This is a genomic window from Pseudomonas sp. PAGU 2196, from assembly GCF_022179005.1.
Taxonomy (GTDB): Bacteria; Pseudomonadota; Gammaproteobacteria; order Pseudomonadales; family Pseudomonadaceae; genus Aquipseudomonas; species Aquipseudomonas kermanshahensis.
This window is the reverse complement of record NZ_BNTL01000024.1, coordinates 1-21,663: the sequence shown is the minus strand read 5'-3', so window position 1 is coordinate 21,663 and position 21,663 is coordinate 1. Positions and strand designations below refer to the sequence as shown.

The 21,663-nt window shown below is 51.6% G+C and carries 18 protein-coding genes and 1 pseudogene; 17 read left to right on the top strand and 2 right to left on the bottom strand.

Annotated features, from left to right (window positions below):
* Nucleotides 1-255: 255 nt before the first annotated feature.
* The 7 genes from MFF34_RS20030 (at nt 256) to MFF34_RS20000 (ending at nt 4,787) form a co-directional block, all read left to right on the top strand.
* Nucleotides 256-558, top strand: coding sequence for a hypothetical protein (locus tag MFF34_RS20030; RefSeq protein WP_238216048.1), 303 nt, complete (start codon nt 256-258; stop codon nt 556-558).
* Complete coding sequence (locus MFF34_RS20025; RefSeq protein ID WP_238216046.1) at nt 555-1,154, top strand: hypothetical protein; 600 nt, start codon at nt 555-557, stop codon at nt 1,152-1,154. The genes MFF34_RS20030 and MFF34_RS20025 overlap by 4 nt, the downstream gene beginning before the upstream one ends.
* Nucleotides 1,155-1,157: 3 nt before the next feature.
* Nucleotides 1,158-2,096 carry a hypothetical protein gene (locus MFF34_RS20020; RefSeq protein WP_238216044.1) on the top strand — a complete coding sequence of 313 codons (939 nt, stop codon included), beginning with the start codon at nt 1,158-1,160 and terminating at the stop codon, nt 2,094-2,096.
* 69 nt (nt 2,097-2,165) lie between these two features.
* Nucleotides 2,166-2,768: a tail assembly protein gene (locus MFF34_RS20015; protein ID WP_238216042.1), complete on the top strand. Its 603-nt coding sequence runs from the start codon at nt 2,166-2,168 to the stop codon at nt 2,766-2,768.
* The gene (locus MFF34_RS20010) at nt 2,765-3,226 is read left to right on the top strand and encodes a hypothetical protein (protein WP_238216041.1); all 462 of its coding nucleotides are present in this window, start codon (nt 2,765-2,767) and stop codon (nt 3,224-3,226) included. Before MFF34_RS20015 ends, MFF34_RS20010 begins: the two co-directional genes overlap by 4 nt.
* Nucleotides 3,227-3,285: 59 nt before the next feature.
* Nucleotides 3,286-3,639, top strand: coding sequence for a hypothetical protein (locus tag MFF34_RS20005; RefSeq protein WP_238216039.1), 354 nt, complete (start codon nt 3,286-3,288; stop codon nt 3,637-3,639).
* Nucleotides 3,640-3,791: 152 nt separating this feature from the next.
* Complete coding sequence (locus tag MFF34_RS20000) at nt 3,792-4,787, top strand: DUF2971 domain-containing protein (protein ID WP_238216038.1); 996 nt, start codon at nt 3,792-3,794, stop codon at nt 4,785-4,787.
* 369 nt (nt 4,788-5,156) lie between these two features.
* Here MFF34_RS20000 and MFF34_RS19995 read toward each other — a convergent pair whose 3' ends face one another.
* Nucleotides 5,157-5,540 carry a DUF2513 domain-containing protein gene (locus MFF34_RS19995; protein ID WP_238216036.1) on the bottom strand — a complete coding sequence of 128 codons (384 nt, stop codon included), beginning with the start codon at nt 5,538-5,540 and terminating at the stop codon, nt 5,157-5,159.
* A gap of 134 nt (nt 5,541-5,674) precedes the next feature.
* Entirely contained in the window at nt 5,675-6,226 is a 552-nt protein-coding gene (locus tag MFF34_RS19990) for a hypothetical protein (RefSeq protein ID WP_238216034.1), read from the bottom strand.
* A 281-nt stretch (nt 6,227-6,507) separates the two neighbouring features.
* Between MFF34_RS19990 and MFF34_RS19985 the strand changes: the two genes are divergently transcribed.
* The 10 genes and pseudogenes from MFF34_RS19985 to MFF34_RS19940 all read left to right on the top strand — a co-directional run bounded on the left by MFF34_RS19985 (nt 6,508) and on the right by MFF34_RS19940 (nt 21,183).
* Complete coding sequence (locus MFF34_RS19985) at nt 6,508-6,870, top strand: hypothetical protein (protein ID WP_238216032.1); 363 nt, start codon at nt 6,508-6,510, stop codon at nt 6,868-6,870.
* A gap of 950 nt (nt 6,871-7,820) precedes the next feature.
* Nucleotides 7,821-8,045, top strand: a complete 225-nt coding sequence (locus MFF34_RS19980; protein WP_238216030.1) for a hypothetical protein — start codon at nt 7,821-7,823, stop codon at nt 8,043-8,045.
* 322 nt (nt 8,046-8,367) lie between these two features.
* The gene (locus tag MFF34_RS19975; protein ID WP_238216028.1) at nt 8,368-10,884 is read left to right on the top strand and encodes a TIR domain-containing protein; all 2,517 of its coding nucleotides are present in this window, start codon (nt 8,368-8,370) and stop codon (nt 10,882-10,884) included.
* 325 nt (nt 10,885-11,209) lie between these two features.
* Nucleotides 11,210-12,538, top strand: coding sequence for an integrase arm-type DNA-binding domain-containing protein (locus MFF34_RS19970; protein ID WP_238216026.1), 1,329 nt, complete (start codon nt 11,210-11,212; stop codon nt 12,536-12,538).
* A 1,099-nt stretch (nt 12,539-13,637) separates the two neighbouring features.
* Nucleotides 13,638-13,841: a hypothetical protein gene (locus MFF34_RS19965; RefSeq protein WP_238216025.1), complete on the top strand. Its 204-nt coding sequence runs from the start codon at nt 13,638-13,640 to the stop codon at nt 13,839-13,841.
* Nucleotides 13,842-14,005: 164 nt separating this feature from the next.
* A complete protein-coding gene (locus MFF34_RS19960) occupies nt 14,006-16,513 on the top strand; it encodes an AAA family ATPase (protein ID WP_238216023.1) in 2,508 nt (835 codons plus the stop codon).
* 8 nt (nt 16,514-16,521) lie between these two features.
* The gene (locus MFF34_RS19955; RefSeq protein WP_238216021.1) at nt 16,522-18,399 is read left to right on the top strand and encodes a nuclease domain-containing protein; all 1,878 of its coding nucleotides are present in this window, start codon (nt 16,522-16,524) and stop codon (nt 18,397-18,399) included.
* Nucleotides 18,400-18,909: 510 nt separating this feature from the next.
* On the top strand, nt 18,910-19,725 hold the full coding sequence (locus MFF34_RS19950; RefSeq protein ID WP_238216020.1) for a restriction endonuclease: 816 nt from the start codon (nt 18,910-18,912) through the stop codon (nt 19,723-19,725).
* 602 nt (nt 19,726-20,327) lie between these two features.
* A pseudogene (locus MFF34_RS19945) lies at nt 20,328-20,688 on the top strand (Fic family protein); the annotation flags it as partial.
* Nucleotides 20,689-20,772: 84 nt separating this feature from the next.
* A complete protein-coding gene (locus tag MFF34_RS19940) occupies nt 20,773-21,183 on the top strand; it encodes a VOC family protein (RefSeq protein ID WP_238216096.1) in 411 nt (136 codons plus the stop codon).
* Nucleotides 21,184-21,663: the final 480 nt, after the last annotated feature.

Here is a 21,663-nt window from a genome sequence, read left to right as displayed (position 1 = left end):
GTAAATACGCGGCCTGTAGCCGTTCCCCCTTATTGAAGTGTTGGGGAGCAGGGGGAACACAAACATGTTTTTGAATATAAGCGCCGGTGGTGCTTCTTCTGTTTGGTTATCACTGTTCCCCAATTTTTCAGATGGGGAACACGTACCCCCGCTGGAAACCCCGAAAACACTGGGTGTTCCCCGCGTTCCCCCGTTCCCCCGATTTTTTTTCACAGACACATTTGGGCGTTATGGGAATCCGGGTGGGGTGACGCCATGAGCCTCCTATCCGACCTGCTCAATCACATGCCGCCGAACGTTGCTGGCGCAGGCAAACCACCCATGGCGAAACGCGCCCCGGATCGTCCGCGCCTGGTGCTGGTCGAGCCTGCGCCATTGTCATCCAGTCCCTACGCCAACGCCGCCAATGCCACGGCTGAATGGCGCCAGGCCCGCGACCAGTACATCAGCCATGTCATGGCCTGCCGGGGCTGCTATGCGCCTGCCGGCCGCCATTGCCTGATCGGTACCGGGTTGCGCACCACCTACGACAACACACCCATGGAGGCCCACCCATGATGCCCACACCGACCATGCGCCTGTGCGATATCGCCTTGAAGCCCGGTATCAGCGCCAGCACGCAACTCATCACCACACGGCGCATCTGCCGCAACATTAGCCGCAATCTGGATTCGATCCACGCTGAGCGGCGTGCTCTGCGTCGGCAGGCGGGCAAGCTGAAAGCGTTCCTGCCGTTCACCCGCCAGGCGATTGCGGATCTGGAGGAGCGGGCGCAGACGCACCGATCGGTTGAGCGCGCCAAGGCGCTGGTGGCGCTGGCTGGGTTCGGCCAATCGCTGTTGCTCGACCATGACGGGCTGGCCCAGGTCCTGGGGTTCGAGCGCCTGTGCGACCTGCTGAACGTGAACACCGTGGAGCGCGAACAAGCCAGGCGGGAGGGCGTCACCAGTCTGAACGACCTGGTGTTTATCCATGCGCTGGAGGACAGCGTAGAGCGCCGGGAACAAGACTGGAATGACGCGCCGCTGTTCAACGCCTGCCATGCGGCCATGGCGGACTTCATCAGGGATTGCCCCGATGGAGTGTTGCCTGACCCGTTCGCCCCTGGGGCGCCACTCGGGCCGAAGCTGCCGCCCACTCTGAGGGTGGTGTAAGCCATGGTCATGCTGAAACAGGCTGATTCAGCCGAAAAGATGAGACACCGGGTTTCAGACGATCAGCGCCGCCTGGTGCTGGAGCTACGCCGCCGTCATTCGCTGCGTGAGGTGGCCGAAATCACCGGCCTGCCGCTGGGAACGGTGAAGACCCTGGTTTCACGCTCCGGGGCGTTCCGCGAAAACGAGCAGCACCGCGCCATGTTCACCCTGCCGCCGATCAGCGCCAGCACCGAGACCCTGCCGAGCGTGCCTGAGTTGCCGCCGCAGGAGGTGGTTACCGGGGATAAGGAGGTTGATGCGGTGCTGTGGCTGCGCTCAATCATCAGCACCGGTCAGGTCGCCCTGATTGAGCGGGCCATGGAGGGCGCTAAGAAGATCAGGACGCCGCTCGATGTGCTGGAGAAGCGGTACCGGGATCACCTGGTGGCCACCAACCCCGGCCACCCATTCGCCGCCATATCGTCGTTCGGTTTCGCTGACCTGAAGGCGCTGGCCACACGCGCCGTCGAGCGGCACCGGCTGGGGCTGGAAGGCGCGGCCCGCTTCGGTGACGCCCTTCTGGCTGACACCGAGGCGGAGGCGTTCTGCATTGGCGCGCTGGCAGGCCTGGAGCGTAGCGGCCCCTTGCTGGACTTCGACAAAGGCCAGGTAGCCGCCCGGTTCAACGCCCACTCTGAGCTGCTGCCGCACACCTTGGCGGACTGCCTGTACGAGCTGGGCTACTGGGACCACCTCTACCGGCTGCGCAACGCCGTCGACCAGGACGCCAGCGACGGGCCGCCCGAGGCAACGGCACGGGATTGGTTTGTGTTCGGCCTGCTGGCGCAGATCCGGCCCCGCGACAGGAGCGAGGCGCTGACGGTGTTCCGCTACCTAATCGCCAGCCAGCGCGACGACATGGCGGAGTCAGAGGCAATTCTTTGCAACCTGATCGGGTAACCAGCCCGATTAATCACCATCGGGCACCTGCCCACAATAAGCGCCAGCGGCGCATCAAGGAGTTCACTCATGGCAGCTACAGCAGCTCACTACACCCCTAGGACGACGGTGCGTCTTGGGGGCTTCCTGCGGAAAAAATATTTCAAGGAGCAAAGTTTTCTGTTGGACCGGGGAGACCCTAGGGAGGCAGTCAAAGCGATCGACGTGAACTATCCGGGCTTTGCCCAGGACGTTGCCGATGCTGAAAGCCGAGGGTTGCGCTTCGCAGTTTTCAAAAACGGCAGAAACATCGGTGAGGAAGAACTTGGCATGGGCGGAGCTCGGGAGCTGCGCTTCGTGCCTGTGGTCCATGGGAGCAAGCGCGCAGGTCTTCTCCAGACAGTGATAGGCGTAGCGTTGATCGTCGTAGCTTCATTCATGACCGCAGGTGCAGCCGCAACGGCAGTCATGGGGGCCGGCATTGCAAATACCGCTGGAGGCGTGATTCAGATGCTTAGTCCGCAGGCCGGTGGCCTATCACAGAGCGGGGCACCGGAAAACCTTCCTAGTTACGCCTTCGGCGGCGCCAAAAACACTGTGGCGAGCGGCAACCCCGTGCCGATCTGCATTGGCCATCGACGCTGGGGCGGAGCGATCATTTCGGCATCAATTGTTGCGGAGGATAAGGTGTGAACGTGCGAGAAAGGATCGGTCTCACAATCAAGGCCATCGCTCAGAAAGATTACGCCCAAGTCCGCCAATTGATAGACAGTTGCCCCACTGAGCATGTGGAGGTTGCAAGCCTGGAGTTTCTCAATACGACAAGGATGCTGTGTCGTGTAGCCCAGCTGTTCGAATGCGAAATGCGCGGGTTAGCCCTGAACTTCGCAAGTACCGCTATGGGGAATAACGCTGGAGGGATCACGGATTGCCTTGACCAAGTGGCCGCGGCGAATCAGGCCTTTGCTGAGTTCTGCGATGATTTCAATGTGTGTGCAGACGACCTGCTCGGAACCATGGGTGGCCATCATCCTGCTGTGGCCTATCTGACCGGTATGACTCCAAGGCCAAAAGGAGAGTTGGTGGACTACTGGCGGCAAGCGTTCTCCATAGCGGCCAGTGGAGAGGTGCTAGGCGAACGACGCCACTGATTGGGCTTTGCTCAGGCGCATGGTAGGTTTTCAGTTTTCTTCGTAATGGATGACCGCCCATGCGCTGTGCCAGCCTCGCTTTGACCGCAGCCGTTACCCTTTCGATTACCGGGTGCTATTCGCCCGGTGAGCTGATCCAGAAGGGGCCCACCTATGCTGCTCAGACCCACAAGTCTCCCAAGCAATATGCCTTGTGTGTTTTCCCTCAATGGCAGGAATCGAGGCCGGATGCGACCTTGAGCGAGACCGAGAACGGATACAGGTTGTTGAGCGGGAACGACATGAATACCAATGAAGTTCTGCAGGTCAGCAAAACCGCAAAGGGGAGCGATGTGAAGTTCTATCAGCGCTCGTATCTCGATTTTGGGGCTGGCAAGGCGACCGCGTTGGAATCGACAAAGAACTGCCTGTGACTCTTAGTGCGCCACGAAATGCGACCTCACCAAATCGTGGCGCGAGACAGACCAAACCGTCTCACTGGGACCATATCGTCAGTCTCAGCGGTTAGCGATCGATCGTATGATTTGCCTTCAGGATCAGTAAACGCAGGAATACGGGCGCAGCTATGAGTAAGCAGAAAATCCCTCCAGTACTTTTTCGGTATCGACCGCTTGAGGATGACCTCTTAGAGCGGGAGCTTGATGCGCTTAACAAGGCTTATCTCTTCGCACCTCCATTCGGGAAGATGAATGATCCAATGGAAGCTTTTTACGAAACGGGTAACGTTAGTGACCAGTTCGTTGACGAAATTCTTAGGCCAAGTGGGGTGAGCGTCCAGCATTTCTACAAGCCTCTGAAGGAAATGACTGACCGCTTCGCCTTGATCTCATTATCAACGACTCATGAGTACCTCCCTATGTGGGCGTACTACGCCAGTAACTTCACAGGGATGTGCTTGGAGTTCCGTACCCCAGAACTGTCCACCGGCGACTTAAAGGGCGAGCCCCTTCTGGAAGTTCAGTATGTGACCTCTCCAGCCTCTCCGATCAATCTCACAGATGTTCTTGCAAAGGACCATGACGCTAGAGTCGTGAGGCGACTAGCGCAGAAACGTATAGAGTGGTGCCATGAGGCAGAATGGCGCTTCGTGACCGGAGAAGTTGGGCCAAAGCATTATCTCGATGATGCGTTGAGCCGAGTGTATGTAGGGCCTCGAGCCAATCCAAGGCATGTTGCCGCAATCTGCAAGACGCTGTCTGGAAGACCTGTTGAAATTTTGCAAGGAAAAATTGATGGGTACTCAATGACCTTTCAGACTATTCAAGTCGCTACTTCATGGTCTCAGGCTGAGAAGCAGGTCGACTCCAAATTCAAGGTTGAAGGCTTACCAGATCGATCAGAGCTTGAAGGATTTCTCTCAGTACCCTACGAAACTTTCGTCGATACCTGTAGCGCGTTGGCAGAGCATCCCAACATGGAGGAGTTTGGCGGGATTGGTCTGAGCGGCACAAGTGACTCTCTGTTCATCTGGACCTCATACCTGCTGCGCAGTGGCAGACGAGTCAATGTGCGTCGCTACTATGGCCATGATATGGAGCTGTTAGAAAATTCCGCTGAGTAATAAATACAGGTTGGCCAGCTTGGCCTAGAGCTGAGAAGGCTGGGGCTCTGACTACGGGGCCAGGCTGCTGGCGATGTCAACATTTGTCAACGTCTGGCCGGGTCGCTGGCGCGGAACAGATCAGTCGGTATCCACCCTGGTATCCACGATATGGGCAGCTCCAGCAGGCAGTGCCGAGCCTGGTTCGCGCAGCGCTTCACGCGCGATCGTCACGCGTCGGAGTGCGCGATCCTGCCAGAGTGCGCAGCCTGGTACGCGCCTACGGTACGCATGCTGGCGTGCGTACCTGGCAGTTCGCACCCGTGGTTCGCACGCTCGGTTCGCAACCCCCATGGCGCGAACCTGGGCGCCAGTCATAACCGGCTGGCGTCAGATCTCTACCCCAGTGTGCTCGGCAATTTTCTTCCGAATAAAACCTTTGGCTAAATCTTTCAGTAAGTCGACGCTGAACCCGCCCGCAGCTTTGGCGCCTTGGCGTGTCTTGCCCCATATCTCGTCATCTCGGACGGCATCCACAAAGTCGTGACCAGACCAAGTGAGCTGACGGAACTGGAATCCATTCAAAGGCCCCTTGCCACCTTGATCGATCAGGCCAGCCTGTACTGCTAGGTTGAGATGGTACCGAACCTCATCGTCTGTATATCCTTGGATGGCCGGCTCCCCGTTGCGAAACACCAAAATCGAATTGGCTTTGGTACTTGCTCCCTCTAGGTAGAGCAAAAGCAAGCGCAGTAAGTCCATATCGCGTTGCATCAGATATCTCCTCGGATTGAAGGCTAGGGTCACGACTCGGGTTGTCTATTGGTCCTTGTAGGCGTCATTTAGCTTGCACACAGGTTTCAAGGTGGCCAGGGGGCGATTCACCATGCTGGGAATATTTAATTGCGCTAAATTCCCGCCAAGCTGAGCCGTTCGACCTTTGTGGACGCGTCGTGAAGTCGAGCCGCGACCAATGCCAAGTAGTTGTTGAATCTGGGCCTTGCGCCTGGAGAGACACTAGCTATCACCGTTTCATCTACCACGCCTACGCCTCGCAGAGTGTTCTGCAGGTTAGTAATCCACTCACTCATGAAGCCCTCATAGAGGCTGGGCACCGCTTCGAAGACCGATTGAATGGCTCCAGAGATAGCAGTGTCGTTGAGACTGTTTACAACCTCATGTGCAAAGGTATTTCTTGCATCGCGCAGGCTATGCAGCAGTGTCAGCATTTCCTGTGAAATCAAGCCTAGTGAGAAAGCCATGTCGATCTTGGCTGCATACTGGAATCTGAGTTTCCCTTTTCGGGTTGCGGGTAAGCCTATGAGGCGCGCTCTGATCATCTCGTCCAGAATTCCGTCGGTTATCACTCCGCTGAGCAGTACCGCACCTCGGTCATTCTCCTCAGACAGCAGCTCAAAGGTTTTCTTATAAACCTCACCAGCTGTAGCTCCTGCGAACATAGTTTTCTCCATCGAGCCTGGGGCAGCCTACCCGACATGGCAGCCTGTATTTTTCCATACTATGGCATGAGCACCGTCAGTGCGCACAGGCGGGGTGAGCATCAGGCTCGTGACCGCTATCCGGGCGGTATGCCTGTTTAGAAATCTTGAGGTTTTCAGGAAGTGGTTTCCAGAGAAGTTTCCACCGTTTCGGTTTGAGCCAGAACCGTATCGAGTACTATTCGGGCAAGCACCCACTGCCGTGACCCGGTAGTCGTTTCAAATCAGTGAACGAGGATAGGATGAGCACCCAGGAGTACGCATCGGTACGCTTAACGCTTTTCAAGCACAGCGCAGAGTCGTTCTTAGCTGCATTAGATGAGGCAGCTATTTCGCACGGCCCGGTCCACACTTATTCCATTGCCCCTCAAGGCTCGGGACTTGTTGAGGCAATAACGGCTCTCTCCGATGCGATGCCTTGGAATGCTATCGCGAGGGTGATTGTTGCTTGGATTGAGGCGAGAAAAAGCCGAGAAATCATCATTTACTCAGAGGAGGGTAAAGCCTTCCATGCCAAAGGTTATTCAGCATCCGAGGTTAAAAAGCTACTCCAGGTATCGACGAACGTTGCCGTCATCGATACCAAACCTGTTGATGAACGTTGATGAGTTGCCCTACCTGTACCTTTACCGGGGCTTTACGAAATGTGAGACAGGCATGATACGGAATCAGCACCGGGTGGGCGTCTGAGGCCAGTCCCGTGCGGGAGGCCGTCAAACAAGCGGCCCTGGCCGTCTCATACCCCTGATAGACCCCTGACGGATTTTGTACCGCTTAGGGCGGATCGGCGCAGGTGTTGCGCGATGGTGCTGGCGCTATGGCGCGTGATGGCTAGGCTGCCGATCTGGTGGTGGTCTGCTCCGGCCGCACGCTTGTCCATAATCGCCTGGTGAAACTAGACCAGCACTAGACCCTATTAGACGGTGAGCGGTGGCCCCCTGGGCTGGATCACTTGCCGGGCTTGGCCTGGACCTATGCGTGATGGGCTGGCGAGGACAGTCCCGTCTAATGCCGAAGCTCGAATTCTGGACAGGCTCTGGACGGATCGGGACCAGAGCCAGCAGATGGAATGCCGCGGGAGCGGCGATTTACTTGGGGCGCGGGAGGCTGACCATCGTCGACCGGCGTGTACCCGTCCAGAATGGCGGGGGATGGCGAAACTATTGACAGGCCTTGACGGAATCCTTGACAGACCCCTGACGGATTCAGCCGCTGGCGTTTGAGTAGGATCGGCTGTAGGCCTTGCTGTACAAGGGCTGGCGCTAGGTCAGGCTGATCTGTGGGAGCGGAGGTCGTCAAGAATTTCCGTGGGTGCTCGTCAAGGGAAACTGGGTAGTCCAGAGCCTGACAAAACCTGACATGCCGGGCCCGAAAAGGGGGGCGGCCAAAGTGACTCGCCCCTGCGCCGCGGGCCATGGTCGCCACCACAGCTAGGGAATGGTGGATATCACCACGCCCTTACGGCAAAGGTGTCTCCGAGACGGAGATGCCCTGTGCATTTGCCAGCCGTTGCCGATCAACTATGGTTCCTCCACAACCCAGTGGAGTGCCATGGATGAAAGAATTACGCACCGTCGCCGAGGTGCTCGAGCGCCTCAGTCACAACCAGGACGCGTTGAGGGCTTCAGTGGAGGAACTGGCCATGTGGGTCGGCGAGCGGGGATCGGATGCGGTAGTGGGTAACGTCAACGGCGCGTTGGCGACGATGGATGACAATATCGATGCCGTGCGCCAGGGCATCGCAGAGCTGGTAGCGGCGAGCGTCGGATATAGACGTTGAGCTGTAGGGCGGGGCTTGCGGGTCGGTACCGTCTAGCATCGAGTGAGCGCATGTCCAGAACGACGCCAGCCTTGACCAGCGTTCAGAAGCCATTTCGCGGGGATACTCGAATGTCACCATCGCAAGCAGTATGCTTTGAGGGCAAGTGGAAAAGCTGGGGGCAACCTGCAGCTCGTGGCGTCCCGCTTTCGTCAGTATAGGGCAGAATCCGGGGAGGGGCTCTGGGGCGAGCCCAGAATAGTGCGTTACAAGTCTTGCTCGCAGCCTAAATGGTGTGGTGGGCTAAGCAGCTTTATGACTAAAAAACAGACAGGGATGCGAAATGAAAGCCTTTTTATCACACTCTTCGAATGATAAGCCTTTTGTTGAGGAAGTAGGCAGGTTGCTAGGGCGACAGCACTATTTTCTGGATAAGCATGAATTTGAAATAGGCCAGGGTTTTAAGGAAGAAATTGCGAGGTGTCTGGCTTCGGCGGAGACGTTCGTTTTATTTGCTAGCCGTGATGCCCTAAAATCATCTTGGGTTTCCTATGAGATTGACATTGCTGAAGATAAACGCATATCTGGCTTGCTGAGTGATGCATTGGTTTTTCTGATGGGCGACGTAACTCATAAAGATCTACCGCCGTGGCTCACTAAAGGATTAGTGGTTAGCGCCACATCACCCAGTTCTGTTTCAAGAAGTATAGCCAGAATCTTAGACAAAAGACTTGGTGCATCCCGATCCAAATATTTTTTTGGGCGTGGAACAGAAAGGGATCGCATAAGTAAGGCACTTAATCCTATTGCGAGTGAGTTGCCGCGATTGGTGACTCTATGGGGACTGCCTGGTATAGGTCGTAAGACACTGCTGGAGGATGTTGCGAGAAGTTATTTGCAATATAAGGACTTCGTCTCTCTTGAAGTGGAAAGTGGGGACGAGCTATCAGACTTGCTCTTTAAGTTGGCGGAGGAGAAAGAGTTTTGGGCTGATATTACGTCTTTGAAAGCTTTAGGAGATCAGATTCGCTCTGAATCAATTCCTGAGCAGGAGGCTCGGCTAGAGAAATATTTGGCGAGCTCAAGCGATAGGTCGTTTTTGACATTGGTAGATGCTGGTGGACTGCTTACAGAAGACGGAGATGCGACGGGAGTGTGTCGGTCTCTAGTAGAGGCTGTGTCCAAGGATCGTGGTCTTTACATCGGTATGATATTCAGGCGTATGCCTGGAGGGCTTGTGGGCCCTCAATCTGCTTACGCCGGGGTAGTGTGCGAATCTGTTAGAGCATTGCCGTCAGATGATATTGAGCGGTTGTTAGTTAAAGTTCTGAGTGAGCGCCAAATAAAATTTGATGCGCCCCAGATAAAGAGCTTGGCCGAATTTGTCCGGGGCTACCCGCCTGCGGCATATTACGCCGGGGAGCTTGCAGCTAGAGAGGGCCTGGACCTGCTGCTCGGTGAGCCACGCCCAATGATTGACTTTCGATCCAGGGTGCTCGCGGCTCAATTAAATGGAGTTGAGAACAAAGCTCCCAAAGGTTCTGTGCTCGAGATTTTGGCATTCTACAGCCCTCTCCCTTACGCAGTCATTGGTGAGTGTACAGGCTTAAGTTCTTCTGTATTAGCTGCCGCTATCGCGGAACTCATACACTGCTCTGTGCTGGAAGTGAATGACGACGGCTTCTATCGTGTATCGGAACCGTTAGTAGAGTCTTCTCAGAATCTGTTTGATCGATGGAAAACACCGCATGTAAAAGTCGCAAAAGCGTTACAGACGTACGTTGAGGAGGCAGGGATAGAAAGAGGAGGTATAGACCTATTAAGGAGTTTGTACCGGGCGAAGCAAATGGCACGATTAGGTTCGGATGGAGACGAACTGAGCTTTCCGGCAGACTTGGTCAAGCTGACCCAAGACTTTTATCATCAGAGGGAATACGATAGGTCTATCGAAATTGGTGAGCAAGCAACCGCATTACGTCCAGATAACGTTGATGCTTTGAGCTTTCTAGTTAGAGCTTACGCGCAAATGGGAGATTTTAAAACCGCAGTAGAGAAGGCCCAGAAGGTTAGAGAGCTCGGTTCTATTAAAGAGTTCTATTTTCTTCACGGGTTTATTGCTAGGCTTAAATCTGACATCCCTGAGGCTATTCGTAATTATGAAGAGGCCTTGGCGCGTGGTCGAAAAGGAGTTGCGATAAATCGCGAATTGGCAAGCTGTTACTTCCACTCTGCTAATTTTCCTAAGGCGAAAGAATATTTAATTGCTGCTCAAGGTAGTAGTGAGCGTAAAAATAGATATGTTGTGGATCTTTTAGTTATAATTGCGACTGCGGATGGTGATGAAGAAACTGCAAGGAAGGCGTTGGCTGACTTGGAGTTGGTTGATAAAAAAGGTTTTTATCTGCATCGGGCGTCATCTGTAGAGTTCAAGTTTGGTAGTAAGGTGGAAGCTACGTCGCTCGCTAGAGAGGCTGTTGAGCACACTACTCGGCCTCCGTTCGCCATGCTTTCTCAACGTATAAAGTGTGAGATAGCGATCAATGATTTGGAGCCGGCAGCGCTTCACCTTCGTGAGGCTGAACAGAGGTTCAATTCAACTCAACGAGACTCTTTGCTCGCACTTCGATGCAAGTGGGAACTAGCAAGTGGTGAGGTGGAAAACGCGGATGCTTATTGGAGACAGATTCATAACAAGGAAAAACCAGCGATTAAGGCGCTGCGGCGTGAAGTGGTTCAAGGCTTGATTGATCAGGAGCGGGAAGGCTCGGAGGAGCATCAGAAACTGGTGGCCGAGTTTCTGGACTTAACTAACGCTATCGGTCAAGTAGATTGGTCCACTTTCACAGATGCAATGGATTGACCAGTTTTCCATTATTGGACTGCTGGAGATCGGTGTGCATTGAGATATGTGTAGATTGTGTTTTAGGTATACGTTTAGGTATACACCAGAAGCTTGGCGAAGCAGTTCGTCAAGTTTTCTGGGGGCTGAAGGGGTCTTATTCGATTCCTGTCTCCGCACCACATCCAGCTCCACTGCATTCCGCTGAATGCTTTGGAAGCCCTCTAAACCGGCCTTCTGGCCGGTTTTTCATTTCCACGACCCTCCGTCGGGAACCAACAAAATCCCCAATAACCGGGGGTATTTTTGGGGTACAGCGTCTTTCCTGAATGGAGAACGTACCCCTATGCCTCGTCTAGCCATTCCGCTCAGCGACCTCAAATGCCGCACGGCCAAACCGCGTGGTCGTGCCTACAAACTGTTCGACGGCGGGGGCATGTACCTGTACGTCGCACCCAGTGGCTCGAAGACTTGGCGGCTGCGGTATTTCAAACCCAGCGGCAAGGAAGGCACGCTGATCATCGGCAAATACCCCATCGTTTCGTTGGCCGTTGCGAGGACCAAGCGCGATGAGGCCAAGGCACTGTTGCTCGATAACCTTGATCCGATGGAAGAAAAGCAGAAGGCCAAGATTGCTGCCCAGCGGGCGAGTCTTCTCTTTGAAACTGTCGCCTTGGAGTGGCATGTCGAAATGTCCCGGCGCTGGACTGAGGGGCACGCCAAGACGGTGCTGAGCAGGTTGCGCACCCATGTGTTTCCACTGATAGGCCAGCGGCCTATCGCTGAACTCGACACCCACGATCTGCTTGAGGTCACCCAGCGGATCAAGGATCGCGGCACGATGGATGTTGCGCTGCGTGTGCAAAATTACCTATCCACGATCATGCGGGGCGCGAAGCGGGCGCGACAGATCACCCAGAATCCGGCGCTCGATCTGGCCGGCTCGATTCAAGCGCCACGTACCGTGCACCGTCCTGCGCTCTCGCTGAACCGCCTTCCTGAATTGTTGAGCCGAATCGACAATTACACCGGTCGCGAGCTGACTCGGCTCGCAGTGCTGCTGACGCTGCATGTGTTCGTGCGCTCCAGTGAACTGCGCTTTGCGCGATGGGATGAATTCGACCTGCAACGGGCGATGTGGGAGATCCCCGATACCCGTAAGCCGATTGAAGGCGTCCGCTATTCCACTCGCGGGACCAAGATGAGTGGGGACATTCAGATAGTACCGCTGTCGCCTCAAATCATCGAAATCCTTGAACGGCTTCGCAGCTTGAATCGCTTCTCTGAACTGGTTTTGCCCGGTGACCACAGGTATTGGAAACCTTTGTCGGAGAATACGGTTAACCAGGTGCTGCGCAATATGGGGTACGACACCACCAAGGACGTGTGCGGGCATGGATTCAGGACCATGGCTTGTAGTGCCTTGCTCGAATCAGGGCTGTGGACGGACGCGGCGATTGAGCGGCAGATGAGTCATCAGGAGCGTAACCGCGTACGCGCCGCTTACATCCATAAGGCCCAATTTCTGGAGCAGCGTCGGTTGATCATGGCTTGGTGGAGTAATTACATCGATGCCAACAGATCGGGCCATGTCAGTCCGCATGAGTTTGCCCATCCGGTAGGCGACAACGTCACAGCCTTGCCAAATGGTCATGGCGCATTCAATCGCGGGTGAGCCTGTAAGATCGGCGCTGGCTGCTTTTTCACGCAGGTCCATCCAAACAGGGCTGCAAAGCCGCCCTGTTTGGATGGACCTCACTTTGAAGAGCTAAAAGCCACGACGTTGTCCGGGATTTACCACGGAATTCCACCGGTGGATAACCGCTTTTCACGTCCCCAAGAGCGCTGAATTTCTGCCCTTGACCGGGTTTATCCACAGGCGTAGAACTGGCCGTGCAAAGGCTGTCGATGACAGCATCCCAGGTGGCCCGAACCTTCAAAGTCACGCCGCTCCCGCGTTGGTTCTCCCCAAGGGTGATTCGCATCCGGCAGCTCGCCCGGTCACCTCCCAGGTGATGGATGCTCTTACACATATGGCCCTCGTGCGCCAGACACACCGTACCTCGCTGCCCTGCAGCAACCTATCCGCTTGGCCGAATATTGCGCCAACCTGTGCCCGTCTCTTTCTGTGGAAAGAGACAGGCACTTCTACCACTGCTGCAGCCCTGATTGCACAAGGCTTTGCGGCATTCCCCCTCGTGACAATCGGCGTGACAAACGCCGATGTCACCAGCAACAGCGCTGTAGATGATGGTGCCGCAGACCAAGGAATGGACTGCACCTGACTGACAGTCAGGCATGCCCCGGTCATCGCATTGCTGCTTGCACCTGGCTCAGGATCTCGCGGCACTGGTCTCGTCAGCCAATGCAGCCTCCACCCGCCCACTGGTAACGGTGCTCAGGAGGCCGGATCATGAGATGCCCTTGCTCTTGGTCGTAAAGAGCCGCCAGTCCCGCGCTATAGGACATCCCCACAGGTCGCAGGGGCCTTGATCCCTGATAACACTCAACATTCTTGGCGGGATGACGTGGGGCGAAGATTGGAGATCGGGAGATGAGATGACTGACTTAGCATTGCTTGGCCGCCGCTCTCGCCACGCTGCTGAAATTTACGCGAAAATGCCTCTTGGGGCCGGACTTGTGAGGATAGTCTCTACGTTCAAGCACACCCGACGATTTTGCCGGCGATGAAATGAGACTTCTCTATTCAGATATCTAGAAATCAGGCAGACTGATGGCACAATGGCACTGCCTAGTAACTCAAGGAATGAGCGATGCTGAAAGTAGGCTGGATTAATGAGGCTATCATGCCGCAAGTGCAAGCCTGGTCAGGCCGCTTTTCAACTACGCATCTCTTAACAATATTATTAATTTCTTTCCGGCGCGAAGGTTTTAATTCATCCGGAAATCTTAAACTGAAGTGTATATTTTTATTTGCTCATAGGCTGGGTTTGAAAAATCCGTCATTGAGTGATTGATGATGTAGTGGTTTGACTTTTCTAATTCAATGTTAACGATCGTCTCGTGACTGCTGGTGGTTTTAAATGCTAATGGTTAAAGTTTGGATGGTAAGGAGGCAAAGCTATAAAATCTATTGGGTTAATTAATGAGTTCTTGTAAATAATATTGATGAGAAAATTAAATGATCAAATCAGAAAGTCTTGTGGCCTACAAGGATCGAGTTGTAGGTGACGATCGTGGAGTGGTGAAGCCAGTTCTAATTGCAAGTGAAGATGGTCGCTATGAAGCTTTAGATAGATTTAGGTTTCCATCTGGGATTTATATATCAAAAGGCTACTCTGCCATAGATACATCCTATGAGGATGGCGAACTTTTCCTAATTAAAGAATATCACAAGGACGAGCAAAAAACTGAAGATCATGGGATTGATCGATATTGGGCTATGGGAAAAGACATTCTTCCCCTCTCTGCAAATAGTTTCCTACCTATTGTGCAATGCAAACTACCTCCAATCGAAACGGGCATTCTTCCGGAGTCAGTTAAAGCCCCGTCAGGCCTTTTCTTTATTCTAGATGAGTCAGAGCAAAAAGTTTACGGTCCTGTTCAGGCATCAACAGTCCCTGGTGATTCAGTACAAGTTGTTGAGGCTGCAGCTACACCCAAATTATCGTTTGGGGCTGATTGCTTAGGGGTATTTGATGTTCGAGAACTTTCAGAGAATCTTATTCATATAAGTATAAATAACCAAGCTTGTGCATATATAAGCTCCCCTAATGAACTGGCAAATCGCCGTCATTCCACTCACGATTTTATGAGTGATCGAAAGTTAATTCGACACTTCAATAAGCTGCAGTTCGGAAAAAATGCTAAGACTCTTTCAAGAAAAGAAGCGGAAAAGCTGTCAACTTCGATCTCAGACTTTGAGCGGCTCCGTCGAGCAGCTCATGTTAAAGATGAGCGTCTTGAACGACTTAAGGGAATACTTGATCGTTATCTAAATGAATCCGATATTGGGTATCAAATTGTAAAGGACTACTTTGACTCCACAACTGGCTCTCGTTTTCTTACTCAATATGTGGAGGAAAACCAAAAAAGTCTACTTGGGACGCAAATTCAAAAAATAACTGCTGACGTTGATCGGATGGAGACGGAATTAAAGCAGAAGCTCAATACAATTGAAAATCAGATAAAAACTAAGCAGGATGAATTGACAAGTGTCCATGGTAGAGTCGAAAAAGCCAAGATTGAAACCGAAAAGAAAATTGCTGAAGTAAACGCAGAGGCTGATGAGCAAATCCAACAATTAATGCGCGCTCGGGAGCAATCGCTTCAGGATGAGATTAGCGCAAAAGAAAAGTCATTGGATCAAAAAGGTATAGAGTTAGAGGAAATTTGCAGTCGCTTGGCAATTGCTAATAATATCGCCGAGATGGAGCGTCGAGACATCTTCCTTCAAGAAAACAACAAGCGTCTAGAGGCTGCAGCAAAATCTTATCAAGACCAATTGCAAAATACAGACGAGCTCTCTAAGAGAATTAGTGAATATCATGTGATAGGGAGAGTATTGAAGGGGGGGAATATCACTCAAGGTCCCAATATCGAATTTGCCCCGGTTGATTTTGCCTCAAGCATACCAGCCAATGCAGCGGACTTGGTTGATAAAATCAGAAGTCATCTGGATTGGGATAATGGAAAGACATTTTCAAGTGCAGAGCTAAGTAATCTTCTAATTAGCACTACTCAGTCTTTCCTCACTGTTCTTGCTGGTCCTCCTGGTGTTGGAAAAACCTCTACTGTAGTTCGCCTGGCAAAAGCTTTGCAGCTAGGGTCTCCTGAGGATCATAAGAACTTTCTGTATATGCCAGTATCACGTGGGTGGGTATCCGGACGTGATATTCTCGGTTTTTATAATAGTCTAAATAGCACATATCAACGTGCTCGAACCGGATTGTATGATTTCCTCAATCGAAACGATGGGGGGGCGCGTACGCTCCAGATGGTCTTACTCGATGAAGCAAACCTCTCTCCAATGGAACATTATTGGTCTGATTTCCTCGGCATGTGCGATGCCGAAGGGCGTGCCCGCCCAATTGATACCGGCATACCTGATCCTGACAAACGCTACCTCCAAGTTTCTAAGAACGTGCGTTTCATTGCCACAATTAACCACGACTCAACCACTGAACGCCTCTCATCAAGGTTGATAGATCGAGTTCCGGTAATATCTATAGACCATGAAGTAGATATTGATTATGGATTCGAGACCGAGGACCTAATGCTCGACGGAGCAATTGATTACTCGCTATTTGAAAAATTTTTCAAATGTCAGGGGGATGAAGCTGAGTTATCCACAATTCATAAGGACATGCTTGATGCGTTAGTTAGCATATTAAGTCGGCGTGATTCTGAGTTGGGTCAACCGATAAGCATCTCTCACCGTAAGCGATCGGCCATCACTAACTATTGCGCTGCTGCAGTGACCAATGAGTTGATGGATCCAGACACGGCATTCGATTTTGCTGTATCACAACATATTCTCCCGCACATTGAAGGGTATGGCTCTAAATTTAAGAATCGGATAATAAAAATCCAAGAAACACTTGGTAAGAACCACCCCCGCTCTAATAAGCACCTTGAGCGGATTCTAACAAGTGGAAACGATTTTAGCGGCACCTATTCATTCTTCTAGGAAGGATTATGGAGCTTATATTAACTATAATGACCGGCTCCCGCAAAGGGCAGGTAATAACGCTTCAGGAAAAGTCTGAAGCGAAAGTCGGTGATATTCCCTGGCTGCTAGAGGATGAAGAAGTACAATTTGATGTTATGGTTTCTAGCGTTTACCATTCCTCCATATTGGAGTTATATCAGCATAGTATTCCCGCATCTTTTGTATCGTATCTTCCGGGCGATCCAGATCTTGTCAAGTTCTCCTGGACGCCCAGCGGCAGCTCCAATGTAACCGCCAGCAAGCTTTTCTGGAATTATTTTGGTGTGGCTGAGCTTAATTTGCTGTTCAGCAATGAAAATGGTGAGGTGTCAGAGCTAGTAAACTTTCAGCCAATTCAAGTCGTGGCCACGAAAAGCTCGGCTGATAAGGTTGAAAAGATGTTTGAATATTTGGCAAGCATTTCTAGTGAAGCCTTACACTCAGTATTTAGTGCTACACGACACACTGTGGGGTTCGAAGAGGGGGCAGTTTCACCAAACTACACATTTGAGCGGTTAGAACATGCAATTGCAGCACTGAAAGAGCTCCTTCCACACGTATTAAGTTCACCTCTCACACGGCTGGTTCCAGAGCAGAAGCTAGTGGCCCTTACCGGTCGTGAAGAGCTAGATGACTCATCCATCGGCTGGCTAGTTGAAAACCTATCGGTGCTCCAACCCACGGATCATCTCGAAGATGCCCACGTGTTCTACGATGGTGACTATTTCAAAGCATCAGGCCTACTTCTACCGGTGCTCGAGGAGCAAACTGATATATATGAGAATCGCGTCATTCATGGATTCATAGATCTTTTGATTCGAACGGCTCAAGGTCTAGGAAACAGAATGGACTCAGAATTAAATAGACACGGATCTCTTATCGCAATTCCCAATGGCTACATTTCTTTTTTTGAAAAAGTAACTCGCTTTAAGGCCCAATTAATAGGATCTCAGATCAATAAGGTCGAAGCAATACTATCGGTACTTAACCAGTACAAGGTCGTCGTGAGTAGGCAGCTTTTTGTTAAGCATCCTATACATGAGCGGCCAATCATGACTCCAAAGACGCAATGCAAACCGGCGTATCGCGACCTTTTCACCGAAATAATTAAGTGGCATGAGAAAGGAAAGGTTGACTGGACCGCATACGAAAACCTGTTTGCAATTGAGAGTATCCCCATGCTCTTTGAAGCATACTGCTATTTCCGAGTCCTAGAAGCTACTAATAAATTTTTGCATCCTTCATTCCGTGATAGCCTGAAAACCAGGGAGCGTGCGCTTAGAACTTCCTTTGCGGATAAAGATAATAATGAAATTGAAGTGATAAGGGAGCCTGAGTACTGGGCGTTAAATCACCATAATCGGCACCCGGAGTATATCGTAAATGGAGAGGCATTTACAGTAAATAAGGATACTCGTTCTGTTAGGAATAGAAGCCAAAGTGGAACAAATAGCAAGCGAGTTCCAGATATTGTAATACAGATAAAAAATTCGCAGGGAAGAGTTAGGCTTATAGTGCTGGATGCTAAATATAGTTATGCGAACAAAGCTTTTATTGACTATCTGCCAGACCTAACCATGAAGTATGTACATGGTATACATAGGTTTGGTCAGAATGAGCCACTAGTCTCTTCGATGTCTATTCTCCATCCTGATGATAGAGCTAGCTTTAGGGGGTTTCATTACGGTCCGCTGGGGGTTTTTGGAGAGTCGCCTGTAAGCCCTTCCCTGCAGGCGTGCGGTATTGTATTGGGGAGTGACAGACAGTTTGATCAGCTCGATAAACTAATTTGTCGTACATTGGAGCTTGAGGGGATCTCGCCTATAAGCACCCAGCTAATAGAGACTGAGAGAGAGGTGGCCTAAAATATGTAGTTTCTAGGTTTAAAGGCTCAGCTCCACGTACGGCCCGGCTCTTCGATAATTGGAGAGCTGGGTTCTATATTTTTCCATATTTTTTACTCATTGAACTCAAAGCTTTAGACTACCCTCAGAAACCTCCACGCGTTGTCGGCCGATACGATGCTCGTGAGCGATCAGGTGAAGGCTTCATCTTCCCAGTTTTTAGGAGTGATTGAAGCCACTTGCCCGAACACTGATGTACTGTAGGGCAGACCAATACTTAGCTTGAGTGAGTAATTAGCAGTTTTCATTTGCGGTCGTACGGTGGTCGATATAATGGCCATGCTTCTAGTTGACGGTTTTAGAGAGTCTCGTGAGTTCCTAGCTAGCCTTCAATGAAAGCCGTAATTAACCCATTTTCTTTTTGGTTTCGCCTCGCTGCTAATCTCTTCTTGCAAAATCAGAGGGCTATGTTAGTTTTTTATCTAAATTAATCAGTGGTTCTGTTGTCTTGCTGACGTAGGTCTGAACGATATGAAGAAAATACTAGATTATAGTGAGACAGTTACTCAAAGAGGTCATCAGGATAGAGGGAAGACACCAGATCAAAACGAAGATTTATTTTTCGATCGAGAAAAGGATGGTGTTTGTCCTTTCTGCAAAATTCAAACTCAAATAGTTCATTGTGATTATCAGTTAACTTATCCTGAGTGGCTTGAGGGAGGCGAGTTTGACATTCAAGAGGACGTAAAGCAGTGTGGTAATTGCGGGTGGTGGCGACTTAGATGCGATAAGGTAACAACTGTGGGTATCGAAGCAAGGTCCTTCGTTATGGAAAGCGCCATATTGAAAAGCTATGATCTATCTTCCAGGTATGTGCCAATCGAGGCTATTAGAAAGTATTTGGTTGAAAATTTTGGCGATGTAATACATATACATGATCGCAATATGGAGAGGCTTGTTCAATCAGTGTTTCGAGAGTATTTTACATGTGATGTCGAACATGTCGGGCGGTCACATGATGGTGGTATAGATCTGATTCTTGTGAACTCAGATAGCCCTACGGTAGTCCAGGTTAAGCGCCGAAAAAGTCTTGATCATGTTGAAGGGGTTTCCGGTGTTAGAGAATTCCTTGGGGCAGCAGTTCTTAAGAAAAGTAGGAGTTGTATATATGTTTCAACCTCAAGAAAATTTTCGGATCCCGCCATCGAGGCGGCTCAGCAAGCGATAAAGGTTGGATCGGTTCAAAGTTATGAGCTTTACGACTTCGATAGATTTTGCGATATTTTAAAGTTAACAACTTCTATTGATCATGCTCCTTGGAAAGCCTATATGCGAAAAGAGTGGTAGGTTTTACGTGTCTGGGTTCGAAAAAATGGGGTGAAGTGGAAGCTGATTTAAATTGTTGCCGGTAATTAGTAACATAAAGCTGTGTCCTATTTTTACTTTTCCTATATATTACGTACTCTAAGCAGAGGCTACTTCCTCTGGTACTTATTCGGAATCCTTGGCGCTAGTTTCAAAAATCCCAATTCGAGTCCACGGGAAGCCATAGCTAGCTGATTTGTTTGTAGATGCTCTATGAGGTAAGCCAGAGAGTCCACCAAATCCCAGTCCCGCGAAAACCGGGCCCTCACGGCCAACAACCGTCCGTCTGTCTCCGGCACCACATTCAGATTGGCCAGTGGCGATTTTTCGCTTGTTGGCCGCACTAAGAAACCCGCCTTGTGCGGGTTTTTTTGTGCCTGCTTATTACTCTGCTGATTTGCTTGTTTTTGACTTAATGGGGCGCGGTTTTTCACTTAGCGTCGCACGGCTTTCTAGATAGTGGTTATCTGTTGATTCGGTGTTGACCAACGTTTACGGGGGGAAAGGCCGAATTTTTCTAGATAATGTTTTTTCGTCTAGAGAGAATTTTCAGATGCCCCAGTTTTGTCACTACGACCTGCAGCAAAGCTGAGAGCACCGACCAGTTGCTGGAAATTGCCAATATCGAAAAGGCAATGGACTACATCGAAGAAGCCCGGTGAAGACCTGACAGAGCATAAGATTCGAGAGCTACACGCCATGACCCTGCTGGGGTTGCAGCGCGAAGGCGATAAAACGCCTGGCGGCTACCGGGAAGGCACCGTCAGGATCGCTCAGACGGAGCATCTACCGCCGGACGGTGTGTTAGTGCCGCAGTATATGCAAGAGTTGGTCAGCTTCATCAACCGTGACGACTCGCCTAAATACGCCCTGATGAAGGTCGCCCTGGCGCAACACCACTTCGGTTGGATTCACCCATTCGGCAATGGCAATGGGCGGGTGGTGTCTACGAGACCAGGGGCGATTCAGGGCGATTCATTCATCCTGCTTCATCTACATTCGAGCCGCACATGTGTCTCAGGTGATCTCATGCTGACTGGCTTCAATCATCTCACCCTCGCCGTAGGCAGCTTGCCACGCAGCATTGCCTTTTATACGGAAACGCTGGGCTTCAAGTTGTCAGCGCGTTGGAAAACGGGGGCGTATCTTAGCTTGGGCGACCTCTGGCTTTGTCTTTCTAGTAACACTGTGCGCGCCGAAGACATGCAGCGCAATTACACGCACTATGCCTTTTCGATTGATCAGAAAAACTTCGCCGAATTCTCCCGTCGTCTGCGTGAGCTGAAAGTTCCGCTTTGGCGGCAAGACAAGAGTGAAGGTGACTCTCACTACTTCCTAGATCCTGATGAGCATCAATTGGAATCTCATGTGGGTGATTTGAAATCACGATTGGCTGCATGCCGACGTCACCCTTATAGCGACCTCGAGATTTTCGACTGACAGTCCCCCGCGAATGCTACTGAATGCCTATATTCTGCGTCAGCACTAGTAGGCGGCATGTCGGAAGCCTACGCCAATCGGCGAACATTCACACAGCCCCAAACCTTGCAATAGCCCCCTCACAGGGATAAATTGCCCCAGTCGCCGAAGCATCGGCGACGCGACCTTGGCCGGTCGGAATCGAAAGGCGCATCAGCGCCCAGTCTTCATCGCAGGCGCTTTTTTTGTGCCCGCGATGTCGCGTTATGGCGGTGGTGCGCGGGACACCTTCGGGTGTGCCGGGCTCCTTTCGTCCCGGTCGGCCAACCCGCGTACTGCTGCCACCCCAACTTGCTTGGCCGCGAGCGGTGGCAGTTCCATAACGAAAGGAACGCATGCATGACCACCAGAAGTCAGTTAAGGATCCTCGCATCCGCTCTCCGCCGCCGCCCTTCACCGGCTGCCACCCCCCACCGTTTCTACCCCCTCAACACCCAATCC